Origin of the sequence: Butyrivibrio sp. NC2007, from assembly GCF_000421405.1 — a bacterium.
GTDB lineage: Bacteria > Bacillota > Clostridia > Lachnospirales > Lachnospiraceae > Butyrivibrio.
In genome coordinates this window covers 1-18,308 of record NZ_ATWY01000036.1, presented here as the reverse complement: position 1 = coordinate 18,308, position 18,308 = coordinate 1, and the positions used below count along the sequence as shown (strand labels likewise).

At 40.9% G+C, this 18,308-nt stretch carries 16 protein-coding genes; all 16 read left to right on the top strand.

The window, feature by feature from the left end; all coding sequences use genetic code 11:
* Positions 1-201 precede the first annotated feature (201 nt).
* The 16 genes from G632_RS20705 (at position 202) to G632_RS0117695 (ending at position 17,939) form a co-directional block, all read left to right on the top strand.
* The gene (locus G632_RS20705) at positions 202-948 is read left to right on the top strand and encodes an LD-carboxypeptidase (protein ID WP_255346141.1); all 747 of its coding nucleotides are present in this window, start codon (positions 202-204) and stop codon (positions 946-948) included.
* Between the two features lie 230 nt (positions 949-1,178).
* Positions 1,179-1,661, top strand: coding sequence for a GNAT family N-acetyltransferase (locus G632_RS0117770; protein WP_022770873.1), 483 nt, complete (start codon positions 1,179-1,181; stop codon positions 1,659-1,661).
* A 78-nt stretch (positions 1,662-1,739) separates the two neighbouring features.
* The gene (locus G632_RS22060) at positions 1,740-2,636 is read left to right on the top strand and encodes a GNAT family N-acetyltransferase (RefSeq protein WP_022770872.1); all 897 of its coding nucleotides are present in this window, start codon (positions 1,740-1,742) and stop codon (positions 2,634-2,636) included.
* A gap of 656 nt (positions 2,637-3,292) precedes the next feature.
* Entirely contained in the window at positions 3,293-4,654 is a 1,362-nt protein-coding gene (locus G632_RS0117755) for an ABC transporter substrate-binding protein (protein ID WP_022770870.1), read from the top strand.
* A gap of 110 nt (positions 4,655-4,764) precedes the next feature.
* Positions 4,765-5,676 (top strand): carbohydrate ABC transporter permease, encoded by a 912-nt coding sequence (locus G632_RS0117750; protein WP_022770869.1) that lies wholly within the window; start codon positions 4,765-4,767, stop codon positions 5,674-5,676.
* Positions 5,669-6,514 (top strand): carbohydrate ABC transporter permease, encoded by an 846-nt coding sequence (locus G632_RS0117745; RefSeq protein WP_022770868.1) that lies wholly within the window; start codon positions 5,669-5,671, stop codon positions 6,512-6,514. Before G632_RS0117750 ends, G632_RS0117745 begins: the two co-directional genes overlap by 8 nt.
* Before the next feature lie 55 nt (positions 6,515-6,569).
* Entirely contained in the window at positions 6,570-8,477 is a 1,908-nt protein-coding gene (locus G632_RS0117740) for a cache domain-containing sensor histidine kinase (RefSeq protein ID WP_155828922.1), read from the top strand.
* Positions 8,452-10,032: a response regulator gene (locus G632_RS0117735; protein ID WP_022770866.1), complete on the top strand. Its 1,581-nt coding sequence runs from the start codon at positions 8,452-8,454 to the stop codon at positions 10,030-10,032. Before G632_RS0117740 ends, G632_RS0117735 begins: the two co-directional genes overlap by 26 nt.
* A gap of 113 nt (positions 10,033-10,145) precedes the next feature.
* Positions 10,146-11,213, top strand: coding sequence for a substrate-binding domain-containing protein (locus G632_RS0117730; protein ID WP_022770865.1), 1,068 nt, complete (start codon positions 10,146-10,148; stop codon positions 11,211-11,213).
* Positions 11,210-12,709, top strand: a complete 1,500-nt coding sequence (locus G632_RS21580) for a sensor domain-containing diguanylate cyclase (protein WP_022770864.1) — start codon at positions 11,210-11,212, stop codon at positions 12,707-12,709. The genes G632_RS0117730 and G632_RS21580 overlap by 4 nt, the downstream gene beginning before the upstream one ends.
* An 86-nt stretch (positions 12,710-12,795) precedes the next feature.
* Positions 12,796-13,368: a chromate transporter gene (locus G632_RS0117720; RefSeq protein ID WP_022770863.1), complete on the top strand. Its 573-nt coding sequence runs from the start codon at positions 12,796-12,798 to the stop codon at positions 13,366-13,368.
* A complete protein-coding gene (locus G632_RS0117715; RefSeq protein ID WP_022770862.1) occupies positions 13,365-13,925 on the top strand; it encodes a chromate transporter in 561 nt (186 codons plus the stop codon). The genes G632_RS0117720 and G632_RS0117715 overlap by 4 nt, the downstream gene beginning before the upstream one ends.
* Before the next feature lie 24 nt (positions 13,926-13,949).
* Complete coding sequence (locus G632_RS0117710) at positions 13,950-14,495, top strand: GNAT family N-acetyltransferase (RefSeq protein ID WP_022770861.1); 546 nt, start codon at positions 13,950-13,952, stop codon at positions 14,493-14,495.
* A gap of 421 nt (positions 14,496-14,916) precedes the next feature.
* The gene (locus tag G632_RS0117705; RefSeq protein ID WP_022770860.1) at positions 14,917-15,564 is read left to right on the top strand and encodes an HD domain-containing protein; all 648 of its coding nucleotides are present in this window, start codon (positions 14,917-14,919) and stop codon (positions 15,562-15,564) included.
* A 67-nt stretch (positions 15,565-15,631) separates the two neighbouring features.
* A complete protein-coding gene (locus G632_RS22460; RefSeq protein WP_022770859.1) occupies positions 15,632-17,413 on the top strand; it encodes an NUDIX domain-containing protein in 1,782 nt (593 codons plus the stop codon).
* A 7-nt stretch (positions 17,414-17,420) separates the two neighbouring features.
* On the top strand, positions 17,421-17,939 hold the full coding sequence (locus tag G632_RS0117695; RefSeq protein WP_334291369.1) for a DNA-deoxyinosine glycosylase: 519 nt from the start codon (positions 17,421-17,423) through the stop codon (positions 17,937-17,939).
* Positions 17,940-18,308: the final 369 nt, after the last annotated feature.

The window sequence follows — 18,308 nt, the reverse complement described above, 5'->3', positions numbered from 1 at the left end:
AATATCCTGAGTAAAGGGAAAACCTTGCTGCCTTCAGTAGCATAAACGAAATAAAGGTACCGTAGGGACTACGGGAACCAAACGCCTGTGGACACCGTGGGGGAAAACTCACCAGGATATTTCCTGTGCGAGATAATAACCTGGGTGGCTGAAGCAGGAATCCACTTCCGTCATAGACGGTGGTGGTAGTTCAAGAGAACTATAGATGAATATAGCGGGACTGATAAGGAAAGAGCCGAAGATCTCATGAAGTTTTACACTGATGATGCGATAGATGCAATCTACGACATTTCCGGCGGAGACCTGGCTAATGGAGTGTTAAAATATTTAGACTATGACACCATATCAAAGGTTGGTAAGACTTTCTGGGGATATAGTGATCTTACTACTGTTATCAATGCCATATACACAATGACGGGCAAACCGGGAGTTCTTTATCAGATAAAAAATATAATCTGGTCATGCAGAGATGTTCAAAAGCAGAGGTTTTCAGATTACATTTCAGGAAAGAATAATGACCTGTTTGATATAAAATACAGCTTTTTGCAAGGAAACGACATGCAAGGTGTGGTTGTAGGTGGCAATATCCGCTGTTTTACCAAGCTTGCAGGGACCAGGTACTGGCCTGATATGAATGGGAAGATATTGCTTCTTGAGGCACTTGGTGGAGAATCCGGGCAGATAGGGACTCTTTTTAACCAATTGGATGATATAGGTGTGTTTGACCAAATATCAGGTGTATTGCTTGGGACTTTCACGGGTTATGAAAAAGCAGGACTATCGCATACTGTATATGATCTTTTGAAAATGCATATCTCAGAGGTGCTTCCCGTAGCATGTACAAGAGATATAGGACATGGCCTTGATGCTAAGGCTATCATGATTGGAAAAGAATACAGTATTTATGCGGATACACATAATGGTGAAACATTTGATGTATATCAATAACTGGGTTCAGAAATGGGTTCAGAAAATAAAGTGAAATCGCCAGCCTCCTTTCCATTGGTATTTGAAAGGCGCAGGAAAGTTCGATCCCGGTCGCCGGCAGTAAGAGAGAAGCAGTGATGCTTTTCTTTTTTTATATAAACATGGCTTGATGCTCCTAATTGGATGTTGATATAATTAAGAGCTTGTATGATTGATTAAGAGTATTTGCATATGCTAAAAGGGGAGGATTTATGCAGAGTAATAATATAGTTGGACTTCGTCCAATGACAAGGGAGCTCTGTCATGAGCTTTATAAGTCTTGGGAGAATGATGACTCTATATACATGGATATGTCCATATTTAAGGAATATGTTTACAACGAGGAATCAGTTGATCACTATTTCGATTCAAAGCAGGGAACGTCACGCAGAATTTTTGCAATCATACTTGAGGACAGACCTATTGGAGAATTACAGTTAAAGCAGATTGATATGGATAAGAGAGAATGCACCTTAAGTATTCATATGCAAAATGATAATTTTAAAGGTAAAGGGTATGGAACAGAGGCAGAGAAACTTGCTATAAAGTATGCATTTGATGAACTGGGAATGGTGGCAGTTAATGCGGACACTGTTGTGAAGAACACAAGGAGTCAGCATATCCTTGTAAAAATTGGATTTCAGTTTTTGAAAGAAGAGGGATACTTTAGGTATTATCGCTTGGAAAAATCATAATAAAAGATTGGAAAGCACAGAATATGAGATGCCAATTTGGCATCTCAAATATATTATTTAATCAGTTTGTGGAGAAGTATGAACATAAGAAGAATGAGCGAATCAGATCTAATGAGCCTATATGGGACATTATCTGATCCGGTTGTAATGAAATATATAGAGGAACCATATACGCTTGAGAAAACAAAAGAATTCATTCATAGTGCCGGTCTATCTGAACCACCGCTTGTTTATACGGCAGAGGATGAAACAGGAAATTATATTGGCTATGTAATTTATCATGATTATGAACAGAATACTGTGGAGCTAGGTTGGATCCTGGATAAATCAGCATGGGGAAAAGGCTATGCAAGCAAATTAACGGAAGAACTGATAAAGAGAGCCAAGCTGGACGGAAAGAACGCAGTTATTGAATGCAATCCTGAACAACAGATAACAAAGCATATCGCTGAGAAGTTTGGTTTTATTTATGAGGGAAATGTTGATGGATGCGATGTATTTAGGCTTAGGTGTAACAGGATAATCGATGATGACTTACTTCTGACTCCGTACTATAGAAATGATGCGGAATCGTTTCCTTGGTACCAAGATTTAGATGTTTGTAAGCAAGTTGACAATATTGATCATGCTTATGATATTGAAACACTACATGCTATGTATGATTATCTTAGTGCGCATGGTAACTGCTATTACATACAATATCAGGGAAAACTTGTGGGAGATGTATCTCTTAGGGATAATGCAGAAATGGCAATAGTGGTGTGTAAGGAGTACCAGAATAGGCATATTGGCAGAAAATGCATACTTGACATGATAGAGCTTGCTAAGGAGAAGGGGATGGATAAGGTGAAAGCCAATATCTATGCATTTAATACTCAGAGCCAGAAGATGTTTCAATCAATTGGATTTATAAAAACTGATGAAGAAAGGTATGTATACGCTATAGATACAAAAAAAGAAATAATAATAGTTTAATGAAGCGTGGGCTGTAAGAATGAATGAGTCGCAATCATAGAGAAATCTATGGTTGCGATTTTTTATGACAAAACAGCAAAACATATGTTCTTATGAATGACATAGTGTTTCTGACGATTTTCCTGAGGTCAGGAAAATCGTTGAAGCAGGAGCTGCTACAAGTGTCCATTATAACGTTGGAAGAGAAGTAAGGTCTGCTATTGAGAAAATAGGTGGTACGATGCCAGAAGACTTACCAACTCCAGAGAAAAGTATTCAGCAGATTGAGCAGGAACAGATGGCAAGGCTCAAGGCAAAAGCAAAAAAGGGGAATATAATGCTGGATGAATGATTTTCAAATAATTATAATTACACCTGCAAGGGCAATTATGAGGATTGATATGCACTTATGATGTATATCCATAACTGGGTTCAAAAGTGGGTTCAGAAATTAAAGTGAAACCGCCAGCCTCCTTTCTATCTATATTTGAAAGGCGCAGGAAAGTTCTATCCCGGTCGCCGGAATTATAATGGTGAGGAATTCGAAATTTACAAAAACAATTTTGAATTCCTCATTTTTTTGACTGTATAAGATTTCTATAATGAGTACTGTAAATAGCAAACAGGTTTCGCCAGTGATTTTGAAACCTGATTAAGAGAAGGGAAGGATATATATTATGAAAAAGAGAATACTCAGTACTCTTATGTGTGCTACTGTTGCAGTAACATCTCTTATCGGATGCGGCAGCACAGAGACACAGACAACAACTGATGCGCCTGCAGCCACAGAGGCACCTGCAGCTGCAGAAACAGAGACAGAAGAGAAGGCTGCAGATACAACAGCTGATGCTTCAGGGGATAAGGTTACACTTTCAATCTATACACAGTATGCAGATGATGACACAAAGGTTCCTTATGATTACGCAGTAGAGCAGCTTAAAGAGGCTTATCCAAACGTTGAGCTCAACCTTATCGTACAGGCACAGGATGACGGACAGACACTCAAGACTCTTGCTGCTACAGGTCAGCTGCCTGATATTTACCAGGCAAGTACAGATCTTATCAACACATTCCGTGAGTCAAACCAGATCATGGTACTCAACGATGTTGCAAAGTCAACAGGATTCCTTGATAAGCTTTATGATGCAAATAAGGATCTTGCTTATGCAGAGGATGGCAACATTTATGCATTCCCATTCTCAGGTCAGGAATATGTTCTTTGGTACTACAACAAAGCTCTTTTCGAGGAGAATGGATTATCAGTTCCTGAGACATACGATGATCTTTTGAACTGCATCGAAGTATTCAAGTCAAAGGGAATCACACCTCTTGCACTTTTCGGACAGGAAGGCTGGAACACAGCAGCAGCTTATGACGTAGTTGCTACAAGATATGCTGCAGGCGGAATAAAGGCTCTTGATGAAGGAACTGCAAAGGTTACTGACGAAGGTTATGTAAAAGCAGCAAAGAAACTTGAGGAGCTCGTTGCAGCAGGTCTTTTCCAGGAAGATGCTACAACAACAAACTATGACCAGGCTTCTGAGAAATTCCTTTCAGGTGAGGCTGCTATGTTCATCAACGGACAGTGGTACATCGAGGATGCAACTAAGGCACTTGGTGAAAATGTTGACTGGATGTTCTATCCTGCAGAGGATGCTGCTTCATACGAAGCCGGTAAGGCTGCATTCTCAGGCGGTGGTTCTGCTTCAGGCTTTGCTGTAAATCCTGATTCAGCTAATGCTGAACTTGCTGCAGAAGTTGCTGAGTTCATCACAGAGAAGTACTGCGAAGCTAAGGTTATGTACAGACACAATCCTCTTGTAGCACTTAACACAGGCAAAGAGCCTGATTCAGAGTATCCTGCAATGATGAAGAAGCTTTCTGATACACTTCCTTCAGTAACATCAACAACAAAGTTCACATGGGGACTTACAAATTCTACATTCAACGATGGCATTCAGTCAGAGTCACAGGGACTTGTTTCTGGACAGTTCACAGCTGATGAATTCATTGAGGATATGAACGACATTATGGAGTGATAAAAAACATAGTCTATATATGTTAAGAATATAGATTACATAATGACTGTAATTACGTGGGGCGGGAAAAAGTCCGCCCCATGTTTATGAGAAAAAATGGGAGATACCCAATGAAAAAATACATGGGAAATAAGCTGGCTATCCTTCTTTTTGTTTTGCCGGCTCTTGCAATATTTATTACATTCGATTTTATTCCGATCATTCAGGTATTTGCATACAGTTTTACAGACTGGAATGGTCTTACGATGCCGAATTTTACAGGTCTAAAAAACTACTTAGATCTGTTCACAGATAGAGTATTTTACACGTCAAATAGGAACCAGCTGATCTTTGCTATTGTGATTACCGTTTATCAGATATTTTTTGCTACAGTATTTGCTATTACAATTTCTGATAAAAAGATGAAGGGCAGAAAGTTTCTGAGAGTTGCATATTTCATCCCGGTTATATTGTCTGTTACAGTAGTCTGCCAGCTCTGGAGTGCAATTCTCAGCGGAGAGGGACTTCTTAATAAGCTCTTTGAAGCTGCAGGCTCCGGTTTTTCACAGAACTGGCTTGGAGACAGATATAAAGCCATATATGTAATTGCCTTTGTTAATGCATGGCAATGGATGGGCTATCAGTTTGCGCTTATTGTTGCAGGTATCAAGTCAATCCCTGCTGACTACTATGAGGCTGCAAAAATTGATGGATGTTCAAATGTTCTTGCACACCTTAAGATCACAATTCCGCTTCTTGCAGAAACCTACAAGTTCTGCCTTATCATTTCACTTACAGGAGGTATCAAGGCCTTTACTGAGATGAATATCCTGACAGGCGGCGGTCCAAACAAGTCAACTTTCACGCTCACATATATGATGTACAATGCAGCGTTTAAGAAATCAGATTATGGATACGGTCTTGCAGCTGCTTCCGTAATGGTAATTGAGTGTATGCTTGTAATGCTGGTGATCAACTTCATTTTCAGAGAAAAGAACCAGAAGAAAGAAGAAGAGAAATCAAGGAGGAGACGAAATGCGTAAAGAAGGCAAAAAATCAGCTTTGCATTATATATTCGTGGTATTCTGCTGGATTTATGCAGCGTTTTCACTTTACCCACTGATATGGATGCTTTTTTATTCATTCAAGACAAATCAGGAAATATTTGTTACTAATCCATTTGGATTTCCATGGCCTCTTCATTATGAGAACTATATAACAGCATGGACCAAGTATGATGTGCCGCTTTATTTTCTGAACAGCTTACTTGTTTCAATTGGAACAGTTGCAATAACTATTGTATGTGCGCTTCTTTTCTCATATGCCACAAGCCGTATGGTGTGGAAAATGAAGACATTTACAAGACTTTTCCTGGGACTTGGAATGTTTATTCCGGTTCAGGCCATTATGATCCCTGTTGTTAAGGTTGTACAGAAGTTTAACCTGATGGGAACAAGATGGTCACTGGTCTTCCCTTATGTAGCGATCAATCTGGCATTTGCATGTATGGTTTATTACGGATTCTTTAAAGGAATTCCGATTGAGCTTGAAGAAGCTGCATGTATGGACGGAGCAACAATCTACCAGACTTTCTTTAGGATCATCGAGCCGCTTGTTCGTCCTGCAACTGTTACACTTGTAATCTACATTTTCCTCAATGCATGGAATGAGTTCATTCTTGCAAATGTAGTAGTAGGAAGTATTCCGGCGCTTAAGACACTTCCTCTTGGAGTCTTGTTCTTCCAGGGAGAGTTCACTACGGATTGGGGCGGAATGGGCGCAACAATGGTTATAGCATCATTCCCGGCAATCTTAGTATACTCAATCTTTTCCGAGCAGGTTGAGAACGCTATGACAATCGGTGGCGCAGTAAAAGGGTGATCAAAACAGACACTTACAAGACCTTCTATTGGCTAAAAAGCTGATAGAAGGCCCTTTGTATGTTAAAATTAGTTTTATGGAAAACAAGAATCCAAAAGATATGACAATCAGGGACATGGAAGCCTTCGACGCCGGCCGTAAGATTTCCGGAAGAGAAAAGGCAAGGAACATGTCCATCAAGTATAAAATTGCATCAATGACAATTCTGGTGGCACTGATACCTATGATAGTGCTTACTGTTTTGATGCTTTTTTTCTATAACAGAGCGATAATGCAGAGAGCGGATAATCAGATCAATGAAAATATCCGCATAATGTCTGACAGAATATCTTCAGTTCTTGCTAATGGTGAACTCTGTTCCAACAATCTCACTATTGAATTCAGCGGATATTACAATGACAAATCTATGAAGCAGGTCACAAGAGACAATAAGATCATAAGCCAGCTTTCTCAGTCACTGCTTATTTATAACGGGATTTCTTCTATAGTCTTTTTGGACAAATATGGCAGAATGTATGCGACTGATCCTGCGCTTACAGATTTAAAGATGGATATACTTGATTCGGATTATGTGAAAAAGCTCTCCGGCGAGGGTGGCAAGACCATAATGATGGAACAGGCAAAAAATCCCATGAACCGTGAGGGTAAAGAGATTATTACAATGGGGAAACATGTGATAAATATTGTGACAGGTGTACCTATTGGTTACATTTTTATAAACATGGATAAGAATTACCTCATTGAGTCTTCGCAAAGTGAGATAAGCTATTATTTTCTTTATGATACTGATGGGAATTTTGTTTCGGAAACAGAAAAGAAAGACAAAATTTATGAAGATACACAGCTCATTGAAAGTCTTTTTAGCGCAGAGCAGAACCTTATCAAGTACAAAAACGAGTCCTATCTGATAGCCAAGGATGAGGTGAAGGGATTTACATGGACAATAATAGGTATCACTAATCTCAACAGGTTTAATGTTACCGGTAAGGATTTGCAGTTCATTCTTTTGACGACAGGTACTGTGACTGCAATCCTGCTTCTTATATCAGTTCTTTTCTCGACTAATTATGTTACCCATCCGCTAAAGATCCTTCATGACGGTGCTGAGCAGATTGCTGAGGGAGACATGAGCTTCAGATTCAGATTTAAGTACAAGGATGAGATAGGAAGGCTCGGCAGGATTTTTAACTATATGACACAGCGCAATTTAGAACTCTTGCAACAGGTTGATGAGGAGGCCAAAAAGAAGCGTGAATATGAGCTTGCGCTGATACAGGAGCAGGTTAAACCTCATTTTCTCTATAATACCCTGGACATAATAATTATGCTTATAGAGATGAACAGGGCAAAAGAGGCTTCACGCGTCACCAAAAAGCTTGCCAACTATTACAGGAATTCTCTTTCCGGAAGTGAAGAGATAGTGACTATCGAGAGGGAAATTCAGATAATACAGGATTATCTGGACCTTCAGACAATGCGCTACAATGATAAATTCAGCTATGAGATTGATGTTGAGGATGCAATAAAAAATGCAAGTATTCCCAAGATGACACTTCAGCCGCTTGTTGAGAATGCAATATATCATGGTCTGAAAAACAAAGAAGGCTGGGGCAAAATTACCGTGACAGGAAGAGCAGACGGAGAGGCGGCTCTGATAAAGGTTTCCGATGACGGCATTGGAATGAGCGAAGATGAGCGAGATAAACTGGAACGACTTCTTGAAGATGATAAGCTTTTTGATGATGAAAAGAAAAAGCTTCGTCAGGAAGCGGAGATAACCTCTCATGACTCAACAAAAGGCGGTTCTCATTTTGGACTTTATTCAGTAGCGCGAAGAATAAAGCTCTACTTCGGAAGAGAATTTGGCGTATCAATAGAGAGTAAAGAAAACATTGGTACCACAATAATAATTCGTGTACCACAGGGAGCGTTGTTGCATGATCAAAATTATGATTGTCGATGATATGCCTATTTTCCTGGAATATCTAAGAGGCTGTATAGATTGGAATTCATACGGCTTTGAGATTTGCTGTGAAGCACGTGATGGAAAAGAGGCACTTGAGAAAATTGAAGAGTTCTATCCTGATGTGGTTCTGACAGATATAACCATGCCTTATATAAATGGTCTTGAACTTGCTGAACGCATAACTTCAGACTACCCGGACATATCTGTAATACTCATAACAGGAAACAATGAATTTGAGTATGCCAGAAAAGCTGTTAAGATCGGAGTTTGCGATTACATTGTCAAACCATTTGAAAAAGAAGAACTGATACTTAGCCTTCTTAAACTGCATGACAATATCGGGAAGGCGGTTGAAACCCAGATAATTCAGGATGAAGAAGCAGAAAAAGAACTTGATGAAGAACTAAAGACTGTAATCTACGCCGGTAATAATGACAAGGATGTACTGGTCGGGATTGAGAAGCATCTTTTTCCTAAAAAAGAAATCGGAAGTGCATACCTTTTGGCTTTATTCAGATTTGATACTGCCGGATATTCCAAAGGCAGGACAAATGCAAGAGAAAAACTCATGAACTGGGAAAACCTTATCGCAAAGCTTCTTGGCGATATGCTTGAGCTTGAAGGGTCTTTCAGGATATTCCATGATTTCGAGAACAATATTGTTGTTTTAATGGATTTCGATTCGGATACAGCGCTTGATAACTATAAGGGTTATGAGTTTACAGATATCATACAGATAGTAAAAAGTCAGCTTGAGATCAGCAGTTCTGTGGCTATCGAGAAGGCGGCCGGTTTAGGAGATATTAAAAAAGCCTATGAAAGGTGTCTTAGCTTTTTGTCACAAAAGGGCTATGGCCAGTTATGGGATCTTCGTAAGAGTAATGATGAAAAGGGATATGCTTCCCTCGATGCAATCATCAGGCTCAACAAGGACATTGAGACGCTTCAGGCTGACGATGCTGAGCTTGTGATAAATACGCTATGGACGAGGCTTCATGAAGAGTCTGTGGATGGCAAAGTTTCTATTTCTGACATGAATCTTCTCACAAGCGCCATCAGTATTTTGATGACAAATATAATAAGCTCAGGTTTTTCTATTGAGAGAATTTACGGCGAAGGTTTTTCTCCCGAGAAATTTATGGCTGATGCCAAGTCTTCCGAAGAAATGCGCGACAATGTGATATATCTTTATAAAAAGCGCATCGAGTTTGAAAAGGGGAAAAGAGAGTCAAAGACACATTCAACGGCACAGGCTGCAAAACAGTATATTGAAGAAAACTATGGTAACAATGAGCTTTCAATCTCGGATATCTCGGAAAAACTCTGTGTTAATCAGACATATCTCAGAAAGATGTTCAAGAGCGAGATGGACATGACTCTTACAGAATATATTACACAGCTGCGTATGCAGGAAGCGAAGAGGCTGATAACGAGTACCGACTATAAACTTACAGAGGTAGCTGAGAGGGTGGGCTATAATGATGTGAGTTATTTTTCAAATGTATTCAAGAAGTTTTATGGTATTTCACCGAGAAGCATGGGTAAAGAGTAATTGAAAAGCTAAATCTTTAATATATATTTAAGAATAAAAATTTGCGAAATATAGTATTATTTATAGTAGGTGATTGTTTTTTTGAGAAAAATATGTCTTTTAGGAGGAATGTTATGTCCGAGAAGATAAATAATATATTTCGCAAGTTCCTGATTGTGGCATTTTCTATTGTGATTGCAGGTACCAGTAGTGGATATTCCAATGATACTGAGATAAAAGCGGACGATACCGAGGGCGTTGTAGATTTTGTGCATAGCCTCGATGATTATGTGCCGGCTAAGAATAGATATAATTTCTACTTTACTTACAAGATAGTTCATCCATGGTGGGATGCTGTTGCACTTGGAATGGAGGATGCTCAGAAAAAATACCTCGATAAGGGAATAGTCATTACTTATGAGTATATGGCTCCGGATGCAGCTTCTTATGAGGATCAGACAAAGAGATTATTAGAGGCGCAGAAGGGTGATTATGATGTAATCGGAGTGGATGTGGCAGATGAGGAGAAGATATCTCCTGTACTGGACGAAATGGTCGCTGCTGGAAACAAGGTCATGACGTTTTCCAGCTCTGATGCAGCTACTGATTGCAAGAGGATTGCCTACGTTGGAAACACTCATAACTATCAGGACGGAGCAGATTTAACAGAAGCACTTTGCAAAAAGCTAGGCTACAAGGGCAAAGTGGGCATACTGGTAGGAAGTAACGGAGCTCCCTGTCACGAAGACAGAGCAAAGGGAGCAAAAGACACTATTGCCAAATATAAAAATATGGAGATAGTTGCAGTTGAGTATGACCAGGACTCCATTGATATGGCATACAATCTGGCTAAGCAGATGCTTGGGGACAACCCTGATATTGCAGGTTTTGTATGCTGCAATATGAGTAATCCTGTCGGAACAGCAAGAGCAGTTACTGAGCTCGGAAGCAGCGCAGTGATTGTGGGAATGGATCATGATCAGGAGGCGCTCCATTATCTCAAAGATGGTGTTATCTATTGCCTTGGTGTACAGGATTGTTATTCAATTGGATTTGATACGCTGCAAGTAGCGGTGAAGATTGCAGATGGAAATCTGCCGGGAGATCTTTTCCCTGACAAGACTGATGAAAGTACAACTATAATTTATCAGGAAGATGCAGAACTAATGCTTGAAGTCTTGTATGGAGATGTTACGCAATGAAGAGCAGGAAGATTACTGAAAAGGCAGTGATTATAACTGCGGCGATAGGTGGGGTTCTTATCTTGATAATGCTGATCGCCAATACTTACTGGGCTTATGAGCAGTCTATTGCGTCTACAAATCAGGCAGTTTCTGCTGTCAGTGCTTTTTATCTCGAATCGATGGCAGACAGACGTGCCAAGACAATAACAAACCTGATCAACAATAATTTTGACTACATGGAAAAGGCTGTAAGCGTAATAGATGATGAGCAGATAGAATCGCAGGAGGAACTTCGTGCGGCTATTGGTAGAATGAAGAATCTTTTGTCTCTTAGCCGTTTTGCACTGGTAGATGAGGAAGATATAGTTTATACGCAGTACACCACGTATACCGGCCGTAGCAGGCATCCTTTCCTTGCGAATAAGACCCTGGATGGCAGAATGATAAGCACTGTTTTTCGTTATGGTTCATCCAAGGATCTGTGTCTGGCAATCCCGATAGATATCAAGATAATGGGCAAACAGTTTAAAGCATGTTTTGTCCAGATAGATATCAATGACATAGTTGGTCTGCTTGCTTTTGATGATCAGGAAAGTACACATTTTGCGCTGTATTCGGAAAATGGTGGAAATATATCAGAAACAGAGCTTGGCCAATTTATTGGAACAAAAAACATTTTTGATGCCACAAACGGGAATGTATCCGAGGAAGAGTGGAATTCATTTCGCGATGATTTTGCGAATGGTAAAAAAGGAACTCTGACTTTTACCATAAATGATGTAGTAGATACTATATTCTATGAACCTGTGCCTGACACTGGATGGGAACTGGTTGTAATGATTCGCGAGAGTGTTATTCAGGATCAGTTTCAGGAGATCAGCAAAAAGAGTCTTACTGCTAATCGTAGGCAAATAATATTCATCCTTGTAGTGGCTTCTTTATTCTCGACTTTATTATTCTACATGATGAGGCGTATCGCCAACGATAAACTGAAAGAAGAAAAAGAAAACAGCAAAGTGTTCAAGAGCATGGCAAATACTGATTCGCTTACGGGAGTCAGAAATAAACATGCCTACATGGAAACGGAAGCCCAGCTAAACAGCTGGATTCGCGAAGGTGCTGTTGATAAGCTGGCACTTATAGTATGTGATATAAACGGTCTTAAATATGTCAATGATACGCAGGGACATGCTGCCGGTGACAAGCTTATCAAAGACGCATGTTCTCTTATCTGCAATGTTTTCAGTCATGGTTCGGTTTATCGAACCGGTGGTGATGAGTTCGTAGTTCTTTTGTCAGGAAAAGGCTATGATACCAAGGATGAAACGATTGCTGACTTTAACAGGCAGGTGGAAGAGAACATCAAGACAAATGAGCCTGTTGTTTCTATCGGTTATACAACGCTTCAGCCGAATGATGAACAGGTACATGATCTGTTTGAACGAGCGGATCATATGATGTATGACCGCAAAAAAGAATTGAAAAACATGGGAGCAAAGACAAGAGAATCGTAGCAATACGGTTCTCTTTTTTGTTGTCATCCTGTACTATAGAAGAGTATGTAAAAACTAATTGGAAAAATGACAGAAAGATCGTAGCCATGCCTATACTTATTGAATTATTTTTGACCTTCGTAAGGATTGGACTTTTTACTTTTGGCGGAGGGTATGCGATGCTCTCGATCATTGAGAACATCTGTGTTGAAAAGAAAAACTGGATCACTCATGATGAGATGATGAATGTCACGGTTATTGCGGAGTCGACGCCCGGGCCGATAGCGATCAACTGCGCCACATTTGTCGGGTATAAAAAAGGCAAGGTACCCGGGGCTGTCCTGGCAACGCTCGGCGTGGTGTTACCTTCTTTTTTCATAATCTTTGCAATATCTATGTTCCTCGAGGACTTTTTGGAGATTACATGGATCGCGCATGCTTTTCAGGGAATCAAGATAGCTGTAGGCATACTGATACTTGATGCTGCTCTTAAGATGATAAAAAAGATGCAGAAGAAGCCCTTGCAAGTGGGGATTCTTATCGTTACCTTTGCTGTGCTCATGCTTGTTAATGTGCTTAAGATACATGTGTCATCCATATTGATCATGCTGGCTGCAGCGCTTGTAAGCCTGACCTTCTTTCAGATTGGTAAGTTCAGGAGAAAGGAGGAACAGGTATGATCTACCTTGATCTTTTGATTGGATTTCTGGAAGTCGGACTGTTCTCCTTTGGCGGCGCATATGCAGCGATTCCTCTTATCAGAGATGTAGTGCTGGCCCACGGCTGGATGGATGATGAGATGATCTCTTACATGATAGCTGTCAGCGAGAGTACGCCCGGTCCCATCATGGTGAACCTTGCGACGTACATTGGAAGCAACAAAGGCGGACTCTTGGGTGCTGTTATCGCAACGACGGCGGTTGTACTTCCTGCGTTCTTTATAATATTGATCATACTGGGGCTTGCGAAGAATCTGTTAAAGAACCCTTACGCACAGGCAATACTGACGGGGCTTAAGTCCTGCGTTATCGGCGTCATTCTGGCGACCGGAGCGTATATGATTGTTGGCAACTGCGGTTTTATGAATGAGAATGGTATCGATGTTACGGCGATCCTTATAACTATAGGTCTTGCGATTGTATATTACGGCATGAGAAAAATTAGGAAAAACGGCATATCACCAATAGGGCTCATATGCATCGCAGCAGTAGTGGGAGTGGCGGTTTATGGAATTTAATGGCAGACATAGGGAGGAACAACAATGATTTTTGAAGAAGAAAAGTATACTTTGGGGAAAAGAGATATCGTACTGCGCAGCGCTCATGAAGATGAAGCTGACATGCTCATAGATTATCTTAAGACAGTGTGCGGAGAGACAAATTTTCTTCTGGTTAATCCTGATGAAGTTAAGTACACAACAGAAGATGAGATCAAGTTCATTAAGAGCCATAACGAGTCGGATAATGAACTTGTAATGTGTGCTTTTGTAGACGGCGTATATGCAGGGAATTGCTCTTTTACCAGCAGAGGAAGCAGTAGAAGAGCCAGACACAGGGCGGATATCGGGATAGCTCTTTTCCAGAAGTATACTGGTTTCGGCCTTGGCAGACTGATGCTTGAGAGGCTGATCCAAAAGATAAAAGGCTGCGGCTATGAGCAGGCAGAGCTTACAGTCGTAAGCGGCAACGATAAGGCATATCATCTGTACGAGAGCCTGGGCTTCAAGGAATGCGGACGTATGCCCAATGCCAACAAATATGATGACGGCACGTACAGCGATGATATCTATATGGTTTTGCAATTGTGATATCCGATATCTATTGGATTTTATGGGATAAGCTCCACTGTATATGTGTTATTTGCGTAAATGCGGTGAAGAATTTCCAGGGAAATTGAAGATGTGGTCCACTGCAAACCCAATATTTGAAAAAATGCAGTGGAGAATTTTCAGGGAAATTGAAGATGGGGTTCGCTGCAAATTGGATATTTATATAAATGCAGTGGAGAATTTCTAAGGAAATTGAAGATGGGCTCCATTTCAACTTCAATATTTGCAAAAATGCAGTGGAGGAAGGCTTAGAAAAATGCAGAGGAGTTCCACTGCAAATTTAACATTAGTAAAAATGCAGTGGAGGAAGGCCTAGAAAAATGAAAAGGAGTTCCACTGCAAATTCAATATTTGCATAAATGCAGTGGCCTAATCCGAATAAGTGAAAAGGGGATTAAACATGAACACAGAACTTATTACTAAGACCGAGAATTTCCTCAAGCAGAAATTCGATAACGGCGCATATTTCAAGGACCATCCGGATGAGAAGGCCTACAGGCTTGAGCATTCATACAGGGTTGCGAATATAGGAAAAGAAATCGCGGAGAGAGAAGGCTTTGATGTAACTGAGATGGTGATGGCATGTCTTTTGCATGATGTGTCTTACTGCGAGGATTTCGATGATGATGGCTGGAAGGATCATGGGAGAAACGCTGCTAAGATAGCGCGTCCGTTCCTGCTGGAGCTTGGCCTGCCTGAAGACAGGGTGAATGATATGTGCTACGGAATTGCGATTCATGTTGACGACGAGGCTGATTTTGATGGAGAGAGAACTCCTTTTGCGTTGTCGGTAGGGGACGCTGACAACATCGACAGGTTTGACGCATACCGTATTCACGAAGGCCTTGTCTTTGAGAAATTTCTGGAAAAGAGCTTCGAAGAAAAAGTGAATTTCGTAAACACCAGGATTGAGAAGCTGGGGAAAGCGATGCAAATGGAGCTGGGCACTAAAACAGCAGAAAAAATCTGGGCTGAGCGAATCGCATATTACATAAGTTTCTACGAGAAACTACAGAAACAATTCAGCAATAGCACAGCTATAAATTAAAGTGTTGACTTTGACGTAACGTAAAGGCATAGAATCAGAAAAAACAGGACAAGGAGAGGTATGAAAGATGAGGTATACAGCTGGGGAATTGGCTAAACAACTTGGTGTTTCTGCGCGTACTGTAAGATTCTATGATGAAAAGAAATTGCTAAGGCCGTGTGAGTACTCCGAAGCCGGATACAGGCTTTATGACGAGGACAGCGTTGTCCGCTTGCAGAAGATCCTGATGCTCAAGTACATGGATTTTTCACTGGAGCAGATATCTGAGATGATGCGAGATGACAGCTCCGACATGCAGAAATCCTTGAAGGAACAGGAAGCACTGCTTCTGGATAAGAAAGAGCACATCACAAGACTGATCGATGCCATCAGGAAAACAAATGATTCCGGGGATGAGGAGTTTTGGGACAACCTCCGCCATGTCATCGAGCTTACGAGAGACAGGGAAGAAGTCATTGAGCAGTACAAGAGCGACACTAACTTGAAAAAGAGAATATCCATTCACGATTACAGCACCGCCGACACCGAGTGGTTTCACTGGCTTTTCGAGAGGGAACAGATAAAGGCCGGAATGAAGATTTTGGACATCGGCTGCGGAGCTGCGACATTTTGGAGCCGGGTTGCAGATCTTTTGCCGAATGACCTTGAGATTCATCTGGTGGATTATTCGGATGGAATGCTGGCAAGTGCAAGAAATGTGGCAAAAGAGATCCTGGAGAAATATCCTGAAAAGAACCTTCGGTTCATGATTGAAAAGCGAGATGCTGCGGATTTCTCTTATCCAACATCGGGTTTTGACCTTATCATGGCCAACCATATGCTCTATCATGTGGCGCGTGAGAGCAGACTTGAATTGTATAAGAAAATTAAGAGCTTGCTTGCAAAGGGCGGAAGGTTCTCATGTACACTTATCGGGCAGCAGCACATGCGCGAGCTCCATGACTTTATAAATGAGTATTATCCAAGCGTGAAATATCCTTCAAGTGGATTTGACATCTGGCTTGAGACTGCGAAGGATGAACTTGATCCCTATTTTAATGTCATGTCTGTTGAAGAACAAAAAAATGACCTTTATGTTCCGGACGAAGAGCTGATCCTTAATTACGTTGCTTCTTATTCCGAGGAAGCTAGTAAAATGGTAAATTGCGACAAAGAGTCTTTTTACAAACATGTTCAGTCGAAGATGAATGACGACGGATATTTCTTCATTCATAAATCAACGGGCGTGGTAATGTGTACAACTGAAGAGTCAGATGAAGGCAATAAGAATGCGGCTTCAGAGATTGAGCAGACAGCACCGGATGATGAGAACGTGGCGCTCCCTGAAAGGCTAGAGCGTACGACAATATATGAAAGTGATTATGTATGTTTATATACAGACAAGGTCAAGCTCCCCAGCGGACAGGTGATCGATAAGTACCATCAGATCCACTATCCGCACGAGGCGGTCAGTATCGTCATATTCAATGAGAAGAATGAGATACTGATGATCCGTGAAAAGAGATATACTGTTCATAGACTTGAGTGGGAGATCCCTGCAGGTCGAATTGAGGACGGCGAGACAAAAGAGGAAGCGGCCAGAAGAGAAGCTATGGAAGAAACCGGATGTACTGTGAAAGACCTGAAATTCCTGGGTTCGCAGAACCCAACTAACGGAATGTCAGACTGCACAGCGCATGTATTTGCTGCCAAGGTCGACTCTGAGAGCAGCATTAAGGATGTGGACGAAGTCGCCTACAAGCAGTGGATGCCCGTTTCAGAGGTAAAAGAGCTTTTGAAGGAAAACAGGACCAAAGACGGAATTTCAATTCTGGCGATCCTGTTCGCGCTTGAATTCTATGAATATTGACGTGGGGATGATGAATATGGTAGTTCACCCAATTGAACCAGTATACGACAAGGATTCCAAGATACTGATCCTAGGAAGTTTTCCTTCTGTGAAATCCAGGGAGGAAGGCTTCTTTTATGGGCATAAGCAGAACAGATTCTGGAAAGTGATATCTGCGGTTTTTAGCGAAGAAGAGCCGAAGAGTATCGAGGAGAAGAAAGATCTTTTGCTAAGAAATCATATTGCGCTGTGGGATGTGATAAAGTCCTGCGACATCGTTGGATCATCGGACTCCAGCATCAGTAACGTTGTTACAAATGACCTTTCGGTTATTCTTGACATGGCAGATATCAGAGCAATCTACGTCAACGGCAAGACAGCACTCAAGTATTACGAGAAGTATACTGAGCCGGTCATCAAAAGACCTGCTATCTGCCTTCCATCAACCAGCCCTGCAAACGCAGCCTGGAATATGAATAGGTTGTTGGAAGCATGGAGCGTTACTGTCCTAGAGCAAAAATGTCAAAAAGACCGTAATAGAAAATGAAGTGATTCATAGAGGACTACTGTCCTAGAGCAAAAATGTCAAAAAGACCGTAATAGAAAATGAAGAGATTCATTAAGGACTACTGTCCTAGAGCAAAAACTTCAAAAAGACCGTAATAAAAAATGAAGAGATTCATTAAGGACTACTGTCCTAGAGCAAAAACTTCAAAAAGACCGTAATAAAAAATGAAGTGATTCATAGAGGACTACTGTCCTAGAACAAAAATGCTCAAAAGACAGTAGCAAAGGCGAGATGGGTGTCTAAGTGATTACTGTCCCAAAAGAAAAACTCTTAAAATACCGTAACAAAGCATGGATAAGTGCCCAGAGCGTCACTCTTCAAGCTGGAATTTGTGGCAGAATGGTAGGA

What these genes read in the sequence shown, in the direction of transcription:
- G632_RS0117770 (WP_022770873.1), top strand. Translation starts at nt 1,179, where the DNA reads ATGCAGAGTAATAATATAGTTGGACTTCGTCCAATGACAAGGGAGCTC.
- G632_RS22060 (WP_022770872.1), top strand. Translation starts at nt 1,740, where the DNA reads ATGAACATAAGAAGAATGAGCGAATCAGATCTAATGAGCCTATATGGG.
- G632_RS0117755 (WP_022770870.1), top strand. Translation starts at nt 3,293, where the DNA reads ATGAAAAAGAGAATACTCAGTACTCTTATGTGTGCTACTGTTGCAGTA.
- G632_RS0117750 (WP_022770869.1), top strand. Translation starts at nt 4,765, where the DNA reads ATGAAAAAATACATGGGAAATAAGCTGGCTATCCTTCTTTTTGTTTTG.
- G632_RS0117745 (WP_022770868.1), top strand. Translation starts at nt 5,669, where the DNA reads ATGCGTAAAGAAGGCAAAAAATCAGCTTTGCATTATATATTCGTGGTA.
- G632_RS0117735 (WP_022770866.1), top strand. Translation starts at nt 8,452, where the DNA reads ATGATCAAAATTATGATTGTCGATGATATGCCTATTTTCCTGGAATAT.
- G632_RS0117730 (WP_022770865.1), top strand. Translation starts at nt 10,146, where the DNA reads ATGTCCGAGAAGATAAATAATATATTTCGCAAGTTCCTGATTGTGGCA.
- G632_RS21580 (WP_022770864.1), top strand. Translation starts at nt 11,210, where the DNA reads ATGAAGAGCAGGAAGATTACTGAAAAGGCAGTGATTATAACTGCGGCG.
- G632_RS0117720 (WP_022770863.1), top strand. Translation starts at nt 12,796, where the DNA reads ATGCCTATACTTATTGAATTATTTTTGACCTTCGTAAGGATTGGACTT.
- G632_RS0117715 (WP_022770862.1), top strand. Translation starts at nt 13,365, where the DNA reads ATGATCTACCTTGATCTTTTGATTGGATTTCTGGAAGTCGGACTGTTC.
- G632_RS0117710 (WP_022770861.1), top strand. Translation starts at nt 13,950, where the DNA reads ATGATTTTTGAAGAAGAAAAGTATACTTTGGGGAAAAGAGATATCGTA.
- G632_RS0117705 (WP_022770860.1), top strand. Translation starts at nt 14,917, where the DNA reads ATGAACACAGAACTTATTACTAAGACCGAGAATTTCCTCAAGCAGAAA.
- G632_RS22460 (WP_022770859.1), top strand. Translation starts at nt 15,632, where the DNA reads ATGAGGTATACAGCTGGGGAATTGGCTAAACAACTTGGTGTTTCTGCG.
- G632_RS0117695 (WP_334291369.1), top strand. Translation starts at nt 17,421, where the DNA reads ATGATGAATATGGTAGTTCACCCAATTGAACCAGTATACGACAAGGAT.